Genomic DNA, 12,965 nt, shown 5'->3' on the forward strand with positions numbered 1-12,965 from the left:
GCGCGCTCAATCCGCCTCGGCGCCGAGGCGGAACAGCAGCACCACGCAGTGCAGCGCCGCCAGCCCGACCAGGCCGTAGGCCACGCGGGCCGCCATGGCCCAGGGCAGTACCCGGGCGAACAGATCCAGGTTGACCGCAGCGATCAGGCCGGTATTCAAGCCGCCGGCCACCAGGGCGATGAGGGCGATCCAGTCCAGCGATCCCAGCCCGCGGGGACCGTCGGCCCCAGGCGCCATGTTGCCGCTTTCCAAGGAAACGGGCGCTTCGTCGTTGTCGCTCAAGGCATGCATATCCGCTCCTGTGCCGACGGCAGGGCGCCGGACCGTGGTATCGCGCAGTGCAAAAGCCGGCCGGTGTTTGGGAGGGATTCCCGCGATCGTCTGGTTTGATCCATCCCAGCAAGTCGCGTGCCCGGGCCGCGGCGGCGGGCATGGCAGTTGCTGCCAGGCTTTCGATGCCATCCACGCCCGGGAGATCGCCATGTCCTTGATTGTCGCCGCACGCTTCCAGACCTTCGACGAAGCCCGAGAGGCCGCGCAACGCCTGCGGCTGGAGGGATTCGATGAGGGCGATATCCACACGTTCTACATCAACACGGCCGGCGAGCATGCGCGCTATCCCCTGGGCGGCGACCGTGTGGCGGATCCGGATGCGCGCGGCGCCCACCTCGGCGCCCTGGCGGGCGCCGCGCTGGTGGGGTTGGCGTTCGCGCTGGCTGGCGGGCTGGTGGCGCTGTGGGCGGGCGCGGCCATCCTGGTGGTGGCCGCGGCCGCCGGCGCCGGCGCGTATGTGGGCGCCCTGGGCGGGGCGCTGTGGATGGCGGGCAGGCGCCGACGCCGGCCCTCGGTGGCGGCCGCGTCATCGGAGCATCCTCCCTTGCGGCAAGCCGGCGTGATGCTGGCGTTGCCGGTTACGCCGGATCGCGAGTCGGCGGCGCGGAGCGTCCTGCGTGATGCCGGCGGGCATGATATCGAGCGGGCGCAGGGCCGCTGGCTGGATGGCAAATGGGAGGACTTCGATCCGCTCAAGCCGCCCAGGCATGTGGAGGCGCCGTCGGCGCCGCAATGATCCGCCCGCGGGCGGGCAAGGAGACGGTCATGAACAACGAGATGATGTGGCGGGGCCTGCTTGCGGCCTGCCTGTTTGCGCTGTTGACCGCGCCGCTGGCGGCGCGCGCGCAGGCGTTGCCGCCCGCCGACAGCCATTTCCTGCAGGCGGCCGCGGCGGCCGATGCGTTCCAGGTGCAGGCGGCCAGGCTGGCCGGCGAACGCGCCGCCAGTACCGAGGTGCGCACTTTCGCCGGCAAGATGCAGGCACGCTACCAGGACCTGGATCGTGACCTGCGGCAACTGGCGCAGGCCAGGCGGGTACCGTTGCCTGACAAGGCGGAGCCGGCGGACCAGCGCACATTGGACGCGCTGGCGGGCAAGACCGGCCCGGCATTCGACACGCTCTACGTCGAGCAGGTGGCGTTGCAAGCCCACGAGAAGGCCGAGTCGCTGTACCGCACGGCGGCAAGCCAGGGCGGCGATGCCCAGGTCCGCGAGTTCGCCGCGCGCCACCAGTCGGCCCTGGCCGATCACCTGGCGCTGGCGCGCGCGCTCAAGCGCGATCCCGCCGCCAATCCCGAGAGGGTGCCGCCCGCCACGCGCGGCGAGCCGCCGCCGGTGTCGCCCGCCGAACGGGCGGCGCCGGCCTCGGTGGCGCCAGCGAAATAAACGGGGAGACTCAAGGCCTGGCCGGCTTCAGTCCCCCGCGCTGCCCGTGATCGGCAACACGATGCCCGTGATGTAGCTGGCACAGGCAGGCGCGGCCAGGAAGACATAGGCGGGCGAGATTTCCTCGGGCTGGGCCGGCCGGCCAAGATCGGTGTTCTTGCCGAAGGATTTGATGGCTTCGGCGTCGCGGTCGGCCGGGTTCAGGGGGGTCCAGACCGGCCCCGGCGCCACCGCATTGACGCGGATGCCCTGAGGCGCGAGATTGGCCGCCAGCGAGCGGGTGAAGGCGTGGATGGCCCCTTTGCTGGAGGCGTAGTCGAGCAGGCCGCCGCTGCCGCGCAGGCCGGTCACCGATCCGGTGTTGATGATGGCGGCGCCCGCCCGCAGATGCGCCAATGCGGCGCGCGCCATGTAGAAATAGCCGTAGAGATTGGTGCGCAGGGTCTTGTCCCACTTTTCGTCGCTGATGTCCCGCAGTCCTTCGTCGTGCTGCTGGTAGGCGGCGTTGTTCACCAGCACGTCCAGCCGGCCGAAGGTCCGCGCCGCCGTTTCCACGGCTTCGGCGCAGAAGGCCGGGTCGCGCACGTCGCCAGGCAGCAGCAGGCAGCGCCTGCCTTCCGCCTCCACCACGCGCTGCGTTTCGCGCGCGTCCTCGTGTTCATTGAGATAGACCACCGCCACATCGGCGCCCTCGCGCGCGAACAGCACGCTGACCGCGCGGCCGATGCCGGAATCGCCGCCGGTGACAATCGCCGCTATTCCCGACAGCTTGCCGCTGCCGCGATAGTCAGGCGCCAGGTACTGCGGGCGCAGCGCCATCTCGGCCTCCGTGCCGGGCTTGGACAGGTGCTGGCCTGGCATGGGCGGGGCCGGGTGGGGCCGCGCGCCCGTTGCTGCTTTGTCGGATTGGGTCATGCCGATCTCCCTCGAAGTGATGGACGTGAAGGCGTCCTCGAGGGCATCCAAGCAACTGTCGTTCCCGTCGCGCCCAGGCGTCCTTGCGACGGCCAAGGCGGCTTGGGGACGGGCCAGGCGTTATTGGCGGCCGACCACCACGCCGAACAGGAATGCGGCGCCGGCCACCAGGCCGATGGCCTGCCACGGCCGGGCATGGATGTATTGCTCGGTGCAGTCGATGGTCTCGCGCACCATGTCCTGGGCGCTGTCGGAAGCGTCGCGCAAGCTGTGGCGCGTGTCGCGCAACTGTTCGGCCAGGCGAATTTTCAAGGCCTCCAGGTCGGTGGCGGACGCGTCGCTCAAGGTCGCTTCGAGATCGTCGATCCAGCTTTCCGGATGGCGCCGCCGGCGGCGCGCGTCGCGATCAGGACCGTTCTCGGGAAAATCCGAAGGCAGGGGAGTGTGGTTGTTGGCCATGGGGAAGCTCCTGAAGTCTGCATTGGCGAAAGCATGGCCGCGGACCCTCCAGGGCGCGGCGCATGGGAAAAGGCTGGCATGGTTCGGCGCCACAGGGATCTTGCATTGCATCTCGTTGTGAATGTTCGTTTTACCGGGGAACCGCCGCCGCTGCGAGGGTTGCCACATCCGCTTGCAATTTGGGCGGCCCGCGCGCGGCATCGGACGCGTGCCTGCCGTAGCATGGATCGACACGTACGGCTTCATGGAGCGCGCGCAGATGACATCTTCCAGATCTTCCGGCCGCAAGGCGGCCGCCGCAACGGAGCAGGGCGGCAAGGCAGCCGCGACGAGCCAGGGCGGCAAGCTGCTGCCCCCGCAGGGGCCGGTCGACGTGCCGCGCCTGCCAGCCAAGCCCACCGCGGCCACGCCGGACGAGGCGGCGCGTGATGGGCGCCGGGTGGCCGACGACCAGACCGAGTCGAACTGGGCCGATAGCGCCGAGCCACAGCCTCGCGCCAAGAACGCCCGTTCGTCGATCCTGTGATCGCCCGTGCCCGCGCGGCGCCTCATGCCGGGCCCCGCAGGAAGGCCAGCAGGCGGCGTTCGTGGGCGTCCAGGCCGCGCGGACCGGGCGGCGCCGCCGCCCTGGGCGGCAGCCGTCCGGCCAGGTAGGCGTCGAGGATGGAAGGATGCACGTAGCAGGCGCGGCACACGGCGGGCGTATTGGCCAGGCGCTGCGCCACCTGCTTGATGACGTCGACCACCTGCTGCCGGGCCTGGCGTTCATCGACGTAGGGACGGGCCTGCAGCGCCGCGAACGCCAGCACCGAGCCGGCCCAGGTGCGGTAGTGCTTGGCGGTGAACGCCGCCGCGCCCGCCTCGCGCAGATACGCGTTCACGGCCTCCGAATCGATGCCATGGGCATCGCCTGCCTCGTCCAGGTACTGGAATAGTTGCTGGCCGGGAATGTCCAGGCAGCGCTTGATGATCCGGGCGATGCGCCGGTCCCTGAGCGTGACGTCATGCGCGACGCCGCTCTTGCCGCGGAAGCGAAAGCGCAGCCGGTCGCCGCGGACGCGCGCATGCCGTCGCGTCAGCGTGGTCAGGCCATAGGACTTGTTGGTGCGGGCGTACTCGCGCGCGCCGATGCGGATCAGCGTGTCGTTCAGCAGGCGCACGACCACGGCCACCACCTTGGCGCGGGGCAGGCCCGGGGCCTGCATGTCGCGTTCCACCTGGCGGCGGATGCGGGGCAGCTGGGCGCCGAATGCGCTCAGGCTCTGGTATTTGTCCGCATCGCGCTGACTCGCCCAGGCGGGATGGTAACGATATTGCTTGCGGCCGCGGGCGTCGCGGCCGGTCGCCTGAAGATGGCCGCGCGGGTCGGGGCAGATCCACACGTCCTCATACGCGGGCGGGATCGCCAGCGCACGAATGCGGGCCAGCTCGGCGGCGCGGGTGACCCGTCGGCCGGCGGCGTCGCGGTACTGGAAGGTCGTGCCATTGACCCGTACCCGGGAATAGCCCGGTCCGGTGTCGTCCATGTAGAGCAGATCGTCGGCGGCGGCACTGGCCGTCGGCTGCTGGCTGCGGTTTGCCATGTTTTCTCCAGCAATCGGCGCCAGCGCAGAGCAACTCGCGTGCCCGGCATCGGCGCGTGGGGTGGCCGGCAGGCGGGCACGCCACTTGCTGCTGCGTTTTCCGCCGCAGACAGGGAGTATCGAATGAGCAAGACATTGCAGGATTTCAATGTGGCCATCCTGGTGGTGGATGGCTTTGAAGAGGTGGAACTGACCGACCCGCGTGACGCGTTGCAGCAACAGGGGGCGCGCACGGTGGTGGTGTCGGCGCGTCGCGGGCCCGTGCAGGGCATGCGCCATCACGACAAGGGCGAAACGGTGGAGGCCGACCTGATGTTCGCCGAGGCCCAGGCGGAACGGTTCGACGCCGTGTTGCTGCCCGGTGGCGTGGTCAACGCCGATGAGATCCGCCTGCATCCGGAGGCACGCGCCTTCGTGCGAGCCATGCATGAAGCGGGCAAGCCGGTGGCGGTGATCTGCCACGGCGCCTGGTTATTGATTTCGGCGGGGCTGGTCAAGGAACGCAAGCTGACCAGCTGGCCGTCATTGGCCGATGACCTGCGCAATGCCGGCGCGCAGTGGGTCGATGAGGAAGTGGTGGTGGACGGCCGCTGGATCAGCAGCCGCAAGCCGGATGACCTTCCCGCGTTCAACCGGGAACTATCGCGCGTTTTCGCGCTGGCGCGCCAGTGAGCGCCAGCGCGGCGGGGCAAGGCGCGAGCCGGGATCTTCCGGCCGCGCCCCAAGCAGTATCTTCAGAGGAGCACGCCATGCCTTACTTTCAGCAAATGCACGTTCCGCCCAAGCCGGAGCCGATCCCGCCCGGGTCGCCGCCGGGAGATTTGCCGGTGGATCCCGACACCGATGAACCCGAAGTGGATCTGCCGCCGCTCGATCCGCCCCAGCCGGAGAAAACCCGCCGGACGATCCACTGATTGCGCGCTCGCCCGCGCATCAACCAAGAACAATCGGAGCCATCATGTCTACCATTCTGTTGATCATCCTGATCCTGCTGCTGATCGGCGCGGTGCCCGCCTGGCCGCATAGCCGGGGGTGGGGCTACTACCCCAGCGGCCTGCTGGGCATCGTGCTCATCGTGCTGATCGTGCTGCTGCTGACAGGGCGCATATAGCGCGAGGCCGCGCCGGGCCGGCGCGAAGGCGGCCCGGCGCGCACACGGGGCCTGGCCCGACCGCCGCCCGGCGGGGGTTCAGGCCTGTTGCCGCGCCGCGCGGGCGCGCGCCTGCGCGGCCTGCCGGCCGCGGTGCTGCAGCCGGCGGCGGCTGATCCAGATGACCAGTCCGGTGACGAAGAACAGCAGCGGCAGCAGGCCGAGGACGGCGGTCAGGATGCGGGTCGGCAGGCCATAGAGGCTGCCGGAATGCAGCGGGAACATCACCGCCAGGAAACGCTGGGCGCTGGTGCCCGATATCGGATCGGCGCGCGACAGCAGATCGCCGCCGCGCATCGCGAGGAACATGCGCAAGGTGCCGACCGGCTGCCAGTCGTCGGCGCGGCGCCCCCGCGCCTGGTAGACGCCGTGCGCCGGGTCGCGGCGCAGCATCACCAGCGTCGCATCCGTCGGCGCCAGCGCGCGCGCGCGGGCGGCGGCGCCATCCCAACCGATCTCGGGTTCACCCGCGGCCAGCGGCGCCTGCGTCGCACCTCGTGCGTCGGCCGGCAGGGGCACGACGCTGGCGACCAGTTGCCGGCCCAGCTGCGGCAGCCCCATGAAGAAGCCGCTGCCGGCCACCACCAGCAGGAACAGCGCCGCGACCAGTCCCGCAGCGCGGTGCAGTTCGTAGCTGGTGCGGAAAGCGCCGACGCCGCGCGTCACCGTGACCGAACGGCGCCAGTGGCCCGGCCGCGGCCAGGCCAGGTAGATGCCGGCCAGCAGCAGCGCCACCCAGGCCACCGCGAGCCAGCCCAGCACTTCGCGGCCGGTCTTGCCTTGCAGCAGGGTCATGTGCCAACGCAACAGCAGCGGCATCAGGTGGGCGCGGTCCAGCGAGACCGCGTCGCGGTCGCGGCTGGCCAGCAACAGGCCGGAGCAGGCGTCCACGCCGGCTTCGTTGTCGGCGGTCGACGCGTGCTTGAATTGCACCCGGTAGCTGTCGGCCGGCGCCTGGGGCAGGGTGATGGCGGCGACCGTGGCGCCGGGCCAGGCCTGCTCGACCGCGCGGGCGGCGGCCGACGGCGGCAGCGGCGCGGCGCAGACGCCCGCGGTATTGCGCAGCATGGCGCTGTTCAGCCAGCCGTCAAGCTCGTGGTCGAAAGCCAGCAGGCTGCCGCTCAGGCCCGCCAAAACCAGCACGCTTCCCAGGATCATCCCCGTCCAGCGGTGCAGGAATGACACGGCGGAGCGCAGGGACTTGCGGAGCTTGGCTTTCATGTTGCGTTCAATGACGGCGACGGCGGGTGGCGCGCAATTGTACCGAGGCGTAATATCTGCCGGCGCTTTTTTGGCGCCATTCCAGTTTCACCGCCTCCGACCCGTAGCGACATGAAGATCCCCCTGTTGATATTGATTGAAAGCGCGCACGATTTCCTGCCGGTCATCGAAGACCGCGGCTTTCGCTGCATTCTTGCCACCACGCCCGAGCGGCGCGCCCAGGCCATTCGCGACCACGCCGACGAGATCCGCGTGGTGTTGACGCGGGGCGCCACCGGCTTTTACGCCGAAGAGATGGCGGCGCTGCCCAAGCTCGAACTGATCTGTTCGCTGGGCGTCGGCTTCGAGAACATCGACGTGGCCGCCGCCCGCGCGCGCGGCCTGCGGGTCACGCATGGCCCCGGCGCCAACGCCACCTCGGTCGCCGATCACGCCATGGCGCTGCTGCTGGGCGCCGCCCGCCACCTGCCGCAGGCCGACGCCTGGGTGCGCCAGGGGCACTGGAATGGCTTCATGGGGCCGCAGGTATCGGGCAAGCGGCTGGGCATCGTGGGCCTGGGCACCATCGGCCTGGAGATCGCCAGGCGCGGCGCCAACGGCTTCGGCATGACGGTCGGCTACTACAACCGGCGGCCGCGCCCCGAGAGCGGCTACGCCTATTACGACAGCCCGCTGGCGCTGGCCGAGGCCAGCGACTTCCTGGTGGTGGCCACGCCGGGCGGCGCCGACACGCGGCACCTGGTGAACGCGGCCGTGCTCGACGCGCTCGGGCCGCAAGGCTATCTGGTGAACATCGCGCGTGGCAGCGTGGTCGATACCGAGGCGCTGATCGCCGCGTTGGCGGAGCGCCGCATCGCTGGCGCCGGGCTGGACGTGGTCGAAGGCGAACCGGTGGTGCCGCCGGCGCTGCTGAAGCTGGACAACGTGGTGCTGACCCCGCACAGCGCGGGGCGCTCGCCGGAAGCGGTGTCGGCGACGGTGGCGTTGTTCCTGGAGAACGCCACCGCGCATTTCGCCGGCAAGCCGGTGCTGACGCCGGTGCCGCAGGGCTGAGGCGCCGCCGGCGTCAGGCGCAGGTCAATGCGAGAACATGATCGGCACGGTCATGCTTCTCAGGATCGACGCGGTGGCGCCGCCCATCGCCCATTCGCGGAACTTGCTGTGGCCATAGGCGCCCATCACGATCAGGTCGGCGCTGTAGTCGGCCGCCGCGTTCAGGATGGTGCTGCCGACGCCGACGCCCTTGATGTCGCGGCGCACGTGGTCCGGCGCCGGCATGCCCTGGGCGATGCAGTAGGTGGCCAGGTCCTCGAACGGCACGGGTTCGTCGTCGCGGGTGGCGGCGCCTTCGTCCATGGTCAGCACCACCAGGTGCGAGGCCAGGCGCAGCAGCGGCGCGGCATCCGCCAGCGCGCGGGCGGCTTCCCGGCTGCCGTCCCAGCAGTACAGCACGCGTTCGCCGACCACCGGGAAATCGCCGCTGGACGGCACCACCAGCACCGGACGGCCGGCGCTCAGCAGGGTCTGTTCGACGAATTCGTTCTCGTGCACGGCCTCGACGTCCTCGCGGTTCTGCTGGCTGACCACCAGCAGGTCGCTGGTGCGGCCCAGCCGCGCCATGCTGGCGCTGGGTGAGCTGGCGCCGGCGCGCACCGCGGCCGGCACGTCGGCCGCGGCCGCGGTTTCCAGGAAGGCGTTCTGCACCGCGCCGCGGTTCTGCGCCTGCAGGTCGCGCATCACGTTGAGCGTCTTCGACATCATCACGGACTCGCCGTAGTAGTACTGCGGCGGGGCCGAGCTGGCGTAGATGCCGACCAGTTCGGCCTGGTGGCGTCGGGCCAGGGCCAGCGCCACGCGGGTGCGGCGGGGGCAATCGAATCCGTGGTCCAGGTGGACGGAAATGCGGCGATACATGGCGGCCTCCTTTTGAGCGCGGTAGGCCTCCATCGTTGCGCGTTCCGGGCATTCCGCCCTTGACGCGCGTCAAGCGTCCCGCAGTTTGGCGGGGTTGCCGCAAGGGGCCGGGGGCCGGTCAGGCCTGCTGCACCCGGTCGCGCAATTGCCGCACCTGCCGCGCCTGCTGGGCGATGCGGTCGAGCGGTCCGGCCAGTGCCGGCGCGGCCGTGTTGACGGCGGCCGGCACCGCCAACTGGCGCAGCTCGACCACGGGGGCCGGTTCCTGCGGGTGCAGGGCGTGCGCCAGCGCCAGTCCGTAATCGCGCAGGGCCGGCGCGGCCTCGCTGTCGGGCGCCAGCGCCGGCTGGATCTCCAGCACGGTGCCGGCGGCGGTGACGCGGCGCATCGCGTTCAGCAGGTTGACCGCGGTGTCCACCTTGCGGTCGCGGTGCACGGGATTCTGCTGCAGCCGTTGCAGCGCCGCTTCGGCGTTGTCGGCGGCCAGGCAGGCCTGGCGGCGCAGGCCGACGATGTCGGCCGCGGGGGCCGCGCCGCTCTTGTCGACCGTCAGGGCCCGCGCGTAGTCGGCATGGCGTTCCAGCGCGCGGCTCAAGGCGCCGGCCAATTGGCGCGGCTCCTTTTCCGGCCACACCAGGAAGCCCACCAGCAGGGCCAGCACGCCGCCCAGCACGCTGTTGAAGGCGCGTAGCGCCGCCAGCATCGGCTCGTAGATGTCGGGCTGCTGGATGTGGCTGACCAGCACGAACTGCGACGTCAGGAAAAAGGTGAACAGCGCGTAATGGATGGTGCGGGCCGCGAACGTGCCCAGCGCGATCGGCAGCACCGCCAGCGCCACCGACAGCGGCGTGCTCAGCAGCAGGCCCAGCAGCGAGGCGCCGATGGCGCCGGCGACGCTGCCGATCACGCGTTCGAGGGTGCGCTGCCAGGTCGTGGCGAAATAGGGCTGCAGGATGAACACCAGCGTCAAAGACATCCAGTAGCCGTGGTTGACCGCGAAGGTCTTGGACAGCGCCACCGCGATGGTGGCGCCGATGCCCACGCGCAGGGCGTGGCGAAACGCATCCGATTCGAACCGCAGGTTCTGCCGCAGGCTGCGCCAGGCCTGCCGCACGGGCGAATCGGCCCGCGCGGCCAGGGCCGGCGCGGCGGGCGCGCCATCCTGGTCGAACAGCGCCTGCATGATCGCCTGGGCGGTCTGCTGCAGGCGGTCCAGCACCGGCACCATGGTCGCCAGGTCGGGCGCGTAGGCCATGGCGGCGCCGCGCAATTCATGCAGGCCGGCGCCGAAATGCGCCAGCCGTTCGCGCAGGCAGTCGGCCTGCCTGGGATCGCTGACGTCCGAGGTGCTGGCGATGGCGTTGGCGACGCTGGCGTAGCGATGAAAGGCGTGTGACAGGTTGGCGCCGGCGGCGCGGCCGAGCCAGCGCGGGGCGTTCGATTCCAGCAGGTCGGCCGCGGCCACCAGGGCGATGAAGCTGTCTTCGGCGCTATCGAGCAAATAGAACAATTGCTGCGCGCGGGCCCGGCGCGACGGCCGCGCGTCCTGCACCTCGCGGATGCGCACGCGGGCCGCCTCGAGCGCCGCGCGCACGCCGCTGCGCTGGGGACGGGTGACGGCGCTCCAGGCCTGCGGCCCGGCGGCGGGCGCCAGGCCCGAATACATGCGCGCCAGCGCGTCGGCGAAATCGGCCAGGCCGCGATAGCAATGCGCCACCGCGTGGGTCGCGTCCTTCCAGGGACGGCGGCGCCAGACCAGCGCCGTCATCAGGATGGCCCAGAGCGCGCCGGCCACGAAGAACAGGGTGTACGAGAGGCTGGCCGCCAGCGTCGGCGCCGGCAGCTCCGCGGCCACCACGAAGCCCGCCGACAGCAGCGTGCCGACAATCGCCGCCGCCGGACCCAGCACGCGCAGCAGGCCGCCGAAGGTGCAGCAGACGAACGTGAGCGGCAGCAGCAGCCACAGGGTGTGCGCGCTGGCGCTGGCCAGGAAGCAGAACAATGCGCCGATCAGGCCCAAAGCCAGCATCGAGGCGGCGCGTTGGCGCAGCGGGCCGCCCGGGTCGCCGAAGCAGGCCCAGAAGGCGGCGATGGCGGTCCAGCCCAGGCGCGGCTCGTGCGCCAGCACGGCCAGGATGACGGGCGCGGCGCTGATGGCGGCGGCTTGCAGGGCGTCCAGCCAGAGGACGTGGCGCAGGGAAACGCGCCAGCGGGAGAGCAGGGTAGTCACGCGAAAACGGGGCAAAAAAAGAGGCCGCAACGGCGGAAAAGTCGCAACGCTACCATGTCGACAAGGACAAAGAGCAGTGATTCATCGGAGCGTCCAAATATTGCGGTTTTCATGAATCTGAATGGCCTGAATACCACTGGTTACACATGTGTGACTTTGGCGCCGCAGCGGTGCAAAATACTCTGGAGTAAATGCGCAAAATCGCATAAAAAAACATTGGCGATCGAATACGCTGGGTAGTACACAAGGCAGTAAGAAGCAAGGTAGCAAGATATTCCTGCAGGCCGACTGTGAATACTCATGTCCAATGTGCCCCGCTCTGCGCCCGGACAGCGCAGGCCGTACTCCGGGGTGCTTAAGGAGCGAACATGACGCCAACTCACGAGGCTTCCACAAGCTCGGTGGTGAGCGACGACGAAGTCGCCGCCATGATTACCGGCAAAGAAGGACTGCGGGTGCTGCTGCAACCGCAGGTCGACCTGTTGACCGGCCGCATCGTGTCGGCCGAAGCGCTGGCGCGCTGGCAGCATCCGCAGCTGGGCGTGGTCATGCCCGCTGAATTCATTCCCACCGTCAACCGGCTCGGGCTGGACAGGATCCTGTTCGAGCGGGTGGCGCAGCGCGTCATCGACATGCTGCAGAACATGCGGCGCACCGGCATGGCGATTCCCATCGCCATCAACGCGCCGGCCTCCACCCTGTCCGACGAACGCGCGGTCGAGTTCCTGCTCGAACGCATCCACGTGGCCGAACTGCCGGCGTCGCTGCTGCGCGTCGAACTCACCGAAGACCAGCCCATCAAGGAACTGGAAGCCTTGCGCGCCACGCTGGAACGCCTGGAACAGGCCGGCTGCGAGGTCAGCCTGGACGATTTCGGCACTGGCCATGCCTCGTTGAAACTGTTGTCGGCGATTCCCTTGTCCGAGGTCAAGATCGACCAGTACTTCGTGACGCGCATGCGCCGCAGCGCGGTCGCCTTCGAGGTGCTGCGCACGGCCGCCGAGCTGGCCACCCGGATGGGGTGGCGGGTGGTGGCCGAAGGGGTCGAGAACGTGGCCGACGTGCCGGCGTTGCGGGCCGCGGGCTGCCGCTATGGCCAGGGCTACGCGCTGGGCCGGCCGATGCCGCTGGATGACCTGATGATGCGGCTGCGCGTCCAGCGCGACCGCGGCGAACCGCTGGCGGCGCCCGCCAGCTATGCCTCCGCCTGGCTCGACGCGTTCGATCCGCAAGACGCCGAAACTGGCCTGCCGGCGCACGTCACCACGCAATAGCCGCGCTTTTTACTTCCCGGGTCCTGAAATTACCGGTGCCGCATCATGCGCCGGGGCGGCGCGCGTCCCACGCCCGGGCGGGCACGGCAGTTGCTAGGGAATCCCTGGCGGAATGGTTCCGCCTATTAGGAGATTTGTCATGGCAAACCCGAATCAGCCCGGCCAGCAACCCGGCCAGCAACAGCAGCCGCAAAAGCAGCAATCGCAGGAAAATCCGAAGGACCGCAACCAACCGGGCCAGCAACAGCCCGGCCAGGGCGGCCAGCAGATGGACAAGGACCGCAATCCGGCGCAGCAGCCGGGTCAGTCCGGCCAGCGGTCGCAGACGCAGCGCTGATGCGTTGACGGGCCCGTAGCAAGCCCGCGATCCGGCCGCCGCGCCGGCAGGCACAGGGTGAGTGGCGACGACGCCCGCGTGGGGAAACCCGGCGCGGGCGTCGTCGCATGCGGGGTGCGGGCCTGGTTGCCACGCACCGGTGCCGCCACATGCCTTGCGCCAT

Annotated in this window: 16 protein-coding genes; 9 read left to right on the forward strand and 7 right to left on the reverse strand. The window is 70.1% G+C overall.

The window, feature by feature from the left end; all coding sequences use genetic code 11:
• Window positions 1-6: 6 nt before the first annotated feature.
• Window positions 7-291: a DUF378 domain-containing protein gene (locus AC1HFW_RS07740; protein ID WP_241072986.1), complete on the reverse strand. Its 285-nt coding sequence runs from the start codon at window positions 289-291 to the stop codon at window positions 7-9.
• A gap of 190 nt (window positions 292-481) precedes the next feature.
• On the opposite strand from AC1HFW_RS07740, the gene AC1HFW_RS07745 reads away from it, so the two are divergent.
• Complete coding sequence (locus AC1HFW_RS07745; RefSeq protein ID WP_479282551.1) at window positions 482-1,069, forward strand: hypothetical protein; 588 nt, start codon at window positions 482-484, stop codon at window positions 1,067-1,069.
• A 29-nt stretch (window positions 1,070-1,098) separates the two neighbouring features.
• The gene (locus tag AC1HFW_RS07750) at window positions 1,099-1,719 is read left to right on the forward strand and encodes a DUF4142 domain-containing protein (protein WP_116522116.1); all 621 of its coding nucleotides are present in this window, start codon (window positions 1,099-1,101) and stop codon (window positions 1,717-1,719) included.
• Window positions 1,720-1,746: 27 nt separating this feature from the next.
• On the opposite strand, the gene AC1HFW_RS07755 is transcribed toward AC1HFW_RS07750, so the two are convergent.
• Window positions 1,747-2,634 carry an SDR family oxidoreductase gene (locus AC1HFW_RS07755; RefSeq protein ID WP_479282553.1) on the reverse strand — a complete coding sequence of 296 codons (888 nt, stop codon included), beginning with the start codon at window positions 2,632-2,634 and terminating at the stop codon, window positions 1,747-1,749.
• Between the two features lie 120 nt (window positions 2,635-2,754).
• The gene (locus AC1HFW_RS07760; RefSeq protein ID WP_061071305.1) at window positions 2,755-3,093 is read right to left on the reverse strand and encodes an ElaB/YgaM/YqjD family protein; all 339 of its coding nucleotides are present in this window, start codon (window positions 3,091-3,093) and stop codon (window positions 2,755-2,757) included.
• 208 nt (window positions 3,094-3,301) lie between these two features.
• On the opposite strand from AC1HFW_RS07760, the gene AC1HFW_RS07765 reads away from it, so the two are divergent.
• A complete protein-coding gene (locus tag AC1HFW_RS07765) occupies window positions 3,302-3,619 on the forward strand; it encodes a hypothetical protein (protein ID WP_241075940.1) in 318 nt (105 codons plus the stop codon).
• A gap of 22 nt (window positions 3,620-3,641) precedes the next feature.
• Here AC1HFW_RS07765 and AC1HFW_RS07770 read toward each other — a convergent pair whose 3' ends face one another.
• On the reverse strand, window positions 3,642-4,676 hold the full coding sequence (locus AC1HFW_RS07770) for a DNA topoisomerase IB (protein ID WP_479282555.1): 1,035 nt from the start codon (window positions 4,674-4,676) through the stop codon (window positions 3,642-3,644).
• 123 nt (window positions 4,677-4,799) lie between these two features.
• Between AC1HFW_RS07770 and AC1HFW_RS07775 the strand changes: the two genes are divergently transcribed.
• The 3 genes from AC1HFW_RS07775 to AC1HFW_RS07785 all read left to right on the forward strand — a co-directional run bounded on the left by AC1HFW_RS07775 (window position 4,800) and on the right by AC1HFW_RS07785 (window position 5,787).
• A complete protein-coding gene (locus AC1HFW_RS07775; RefSeq protein ID WP_006394884.1) occupies window positions 4,800-5,348 on the forward strand; it encodes a type 1 glutamine amidotransferase domain-containing protein in 549 nt (182 codons plus the stop codon).
• Window positions 5,349-5,425: 77 nt separating this feature from the next.
• Entirely contained in the window at window positions 5,426-5,590 is a 165-nt protein-coding gene (locus AC1HFW_RS07780; protein WP_162876359.1) for a hypothetical protein, read from the forward strand.
• A gap of 44 nt (window positions 5,591-5,634) precedes the next feature.
• Complete coding sequence (locus tag AC1HFW_RS07785; protein ID WP_035360372.1) at window positions 5,635-5,787, forward strand: DUF3309 family protein; 153 nt, start codon at window positions 5,635-5,637, stop codon at window positions 5,785-5,787.
• 78 nt (window positions 5,788-5,865) lie between these two features.
• Here AC1HFW_RS07785 and AC1HFW_RS07790 read toward each other — a convergent pair whose 3' ends face one another.
• Entirely contained in the window at window positions 5,866-7,047 is a 1,182-nt protein-coding gene (locus AC1HFW_RS07790; protein WP_479282557.1) for a PepSY-associated TM helix domain-containing protein, read from the reverse strand.
• Window positions 7,048-7,158: 111 nt separating this feature from the next.
• Here AC1HFW_RS07790 and AC1HFW_RS07795 point away from each other — a divergent pair, with 111 nt between their 5' ends.
• Window positions 7,159-8,100, forward strand: coding sequence for a 2-hydroxyacid dehydrogenase (locus AC1HFW_RS07795; protein ID WP_241068635.1), 942 nt, complete (start codon window positions 7,159-7,161; stop codon window positions 8,098-8,100).
• Between the two features lie 24 nt (window positions 8,101-8,124).
• Here the strand turns inward: AC1HFW_RS07795 and AC1HFW_RS07800 are convergent, their stop codons facing one another.
• Both AC1HFW_RS07800 and AC1HFW_RS07805 read right to left on the reverse strand, forming a co-directional pair.
• Entirely contained in the window at window positions 8,125-8,961 is an 837-nt protein-coding gene (locus AC1HFW_RS07800; protein ID WP_035361483.1) for a universal stress protein, read from the reverse strand.
• Window positions 8,962-9,079: 118 nt separating this feature from the next.
• Complete coding sequence (locus tag AC1HFW_RS07805) at window positions 9,080-11,191, reverse strand: FUSC family protein (RefSeq protein WP_479282558.1); 2,112 nt, start codon at window positions 11,189-11,191, stop codon at window positions 9,080-9,082.
• Between the two features lie 368 nt (window positions 11,192-11,559).
• Between AC1HFW_RS07805 and AC1HFW_RS07810 the strand changes: the two genes are divergently transcribed.
• Window positions 11,560-12,465, forward strand: a complete 906-nt coding sequence (locus AC1HFW_RS07810) for an EAL domain-containing protein (protein WP_035360374.1) — start codon at window positions 11,560-11,562, stop codon at window positions 12,463-12,465.
• 139 nt (window positions 12,466-12,604) lie between these two features.
• Window positions 12,605-12,802 (forward strand): hypothetical protein, encoded by a 198-nt coding sequence (locus AC1HFW_RS07815; protein ID WP_006394892.1) that lies wholly within the window; start codon window positions 12,605-12,607, stop codon window positions 12,800-12,802.
• The last annotated feature ends 163 nt before the right edge of the window (window positions 12,803-12,965 follow it).

Source organism: Achromobacter sp. ISS7, from assembly GCF_056523125.1.

Coding starts and splice junctions, on each gene's coding strand:
- AC1HFW_RS07760 (WP_061071305.1), bottom strand. CDS start 3,093: ATGGCCAACAACCACACTCCCCTGCCTTCGGATTTTCCCGAGAACGGT.
- AC1HFW_RS07795 (WP_241068635.1), top strand. CDS start 7,159: ATGAAGATCCCCCTGTTGATATTGATTGAAAGCGCGCACGATTTCCTG.
- AC1HFW_RS07800 (WP_035361483.1), bottom strand. CDS start 8,961: ATGTATCGCCGCATTTCCGTCCACCTGGACCACGGATTCGATTGCCCC.
- AC1HFW_RS07770 (WP_479282555.1), bottom strand. CDS start 4,676: ATGGCAAACCGCAGCCAGCAGCCGACGGCCAGTGCCGCCGCCGACGAT.
- AC1HFW_RS07740 (WP_241072986.1), bottom strand. CDS start 291: ATGCATGCCTTGAGCGACAACGACGAAGCGCCCGTTTCCTTGGAAAGC.
- AC1HFW_RS07755 (WP_479282553.1), bottom strand. CDS start 2,634: ATGACCCAATCCGACAAAGCAGCAACGGGCGCGCGGCCCCACCCGGCC.
- AC1HFW_RS07785 (WP_035360372.1), top strand. CDS start 5,635: ATGTCTACCATTCTGTTGATCATCCTGATCCTGCTGCTGATCGGCGCG.
- AC1HFW_RS07775 (WP_006394884.1), top strand. CDS start 4,800: ATGAGCAAGACATTGCAGGATTTCAATGTGGCCATCCTGGTGGTGGAT.
- AC1HFW_RS07745 (WP_479282551.1), top strand. CDS start 482: ATGTCCTTGATTGTCGCCGCACGCTTCCAGACCTTCGACGAAGCCCGA.
- AC1HFW_RS07815 (WP_006394892.1), top strand. CDS start 12,605: ATGGCAAACCCGAATCAGCCCGGCCAGCAACCCGGCCAGCAACAGCAG.
- AC1HFW_RS07750 (WP_116522116.1), top strand. CDS start 1,099: ATGAACAACGAGATGATGTGGCGGGGCCTGCTTGCGGCCTGCCTGTTT.
- AC1HFW_RS07810 (WP_035360374.1), top strand. CDS start 11,560: ATGACGCCAACTCACGAGGCTTCCACAAGCTCGGTGGTGAGCGACGAC.
- AC1HFW_RS07790 (WP_479282557.1), bottom strand. CDS start 7,047: ATGAAAGCCAAGCTCCGCAAGTCCCTGCGCTCCGCCGTGTCATTCCTG.
- AC1HFW_RS07780 (WP_162876359.1), top strand. CDS start 5,426: ATGCCTTACTTTCAGCAAATGCACGTTCCGCCCAAGCCGGAGCCGATC.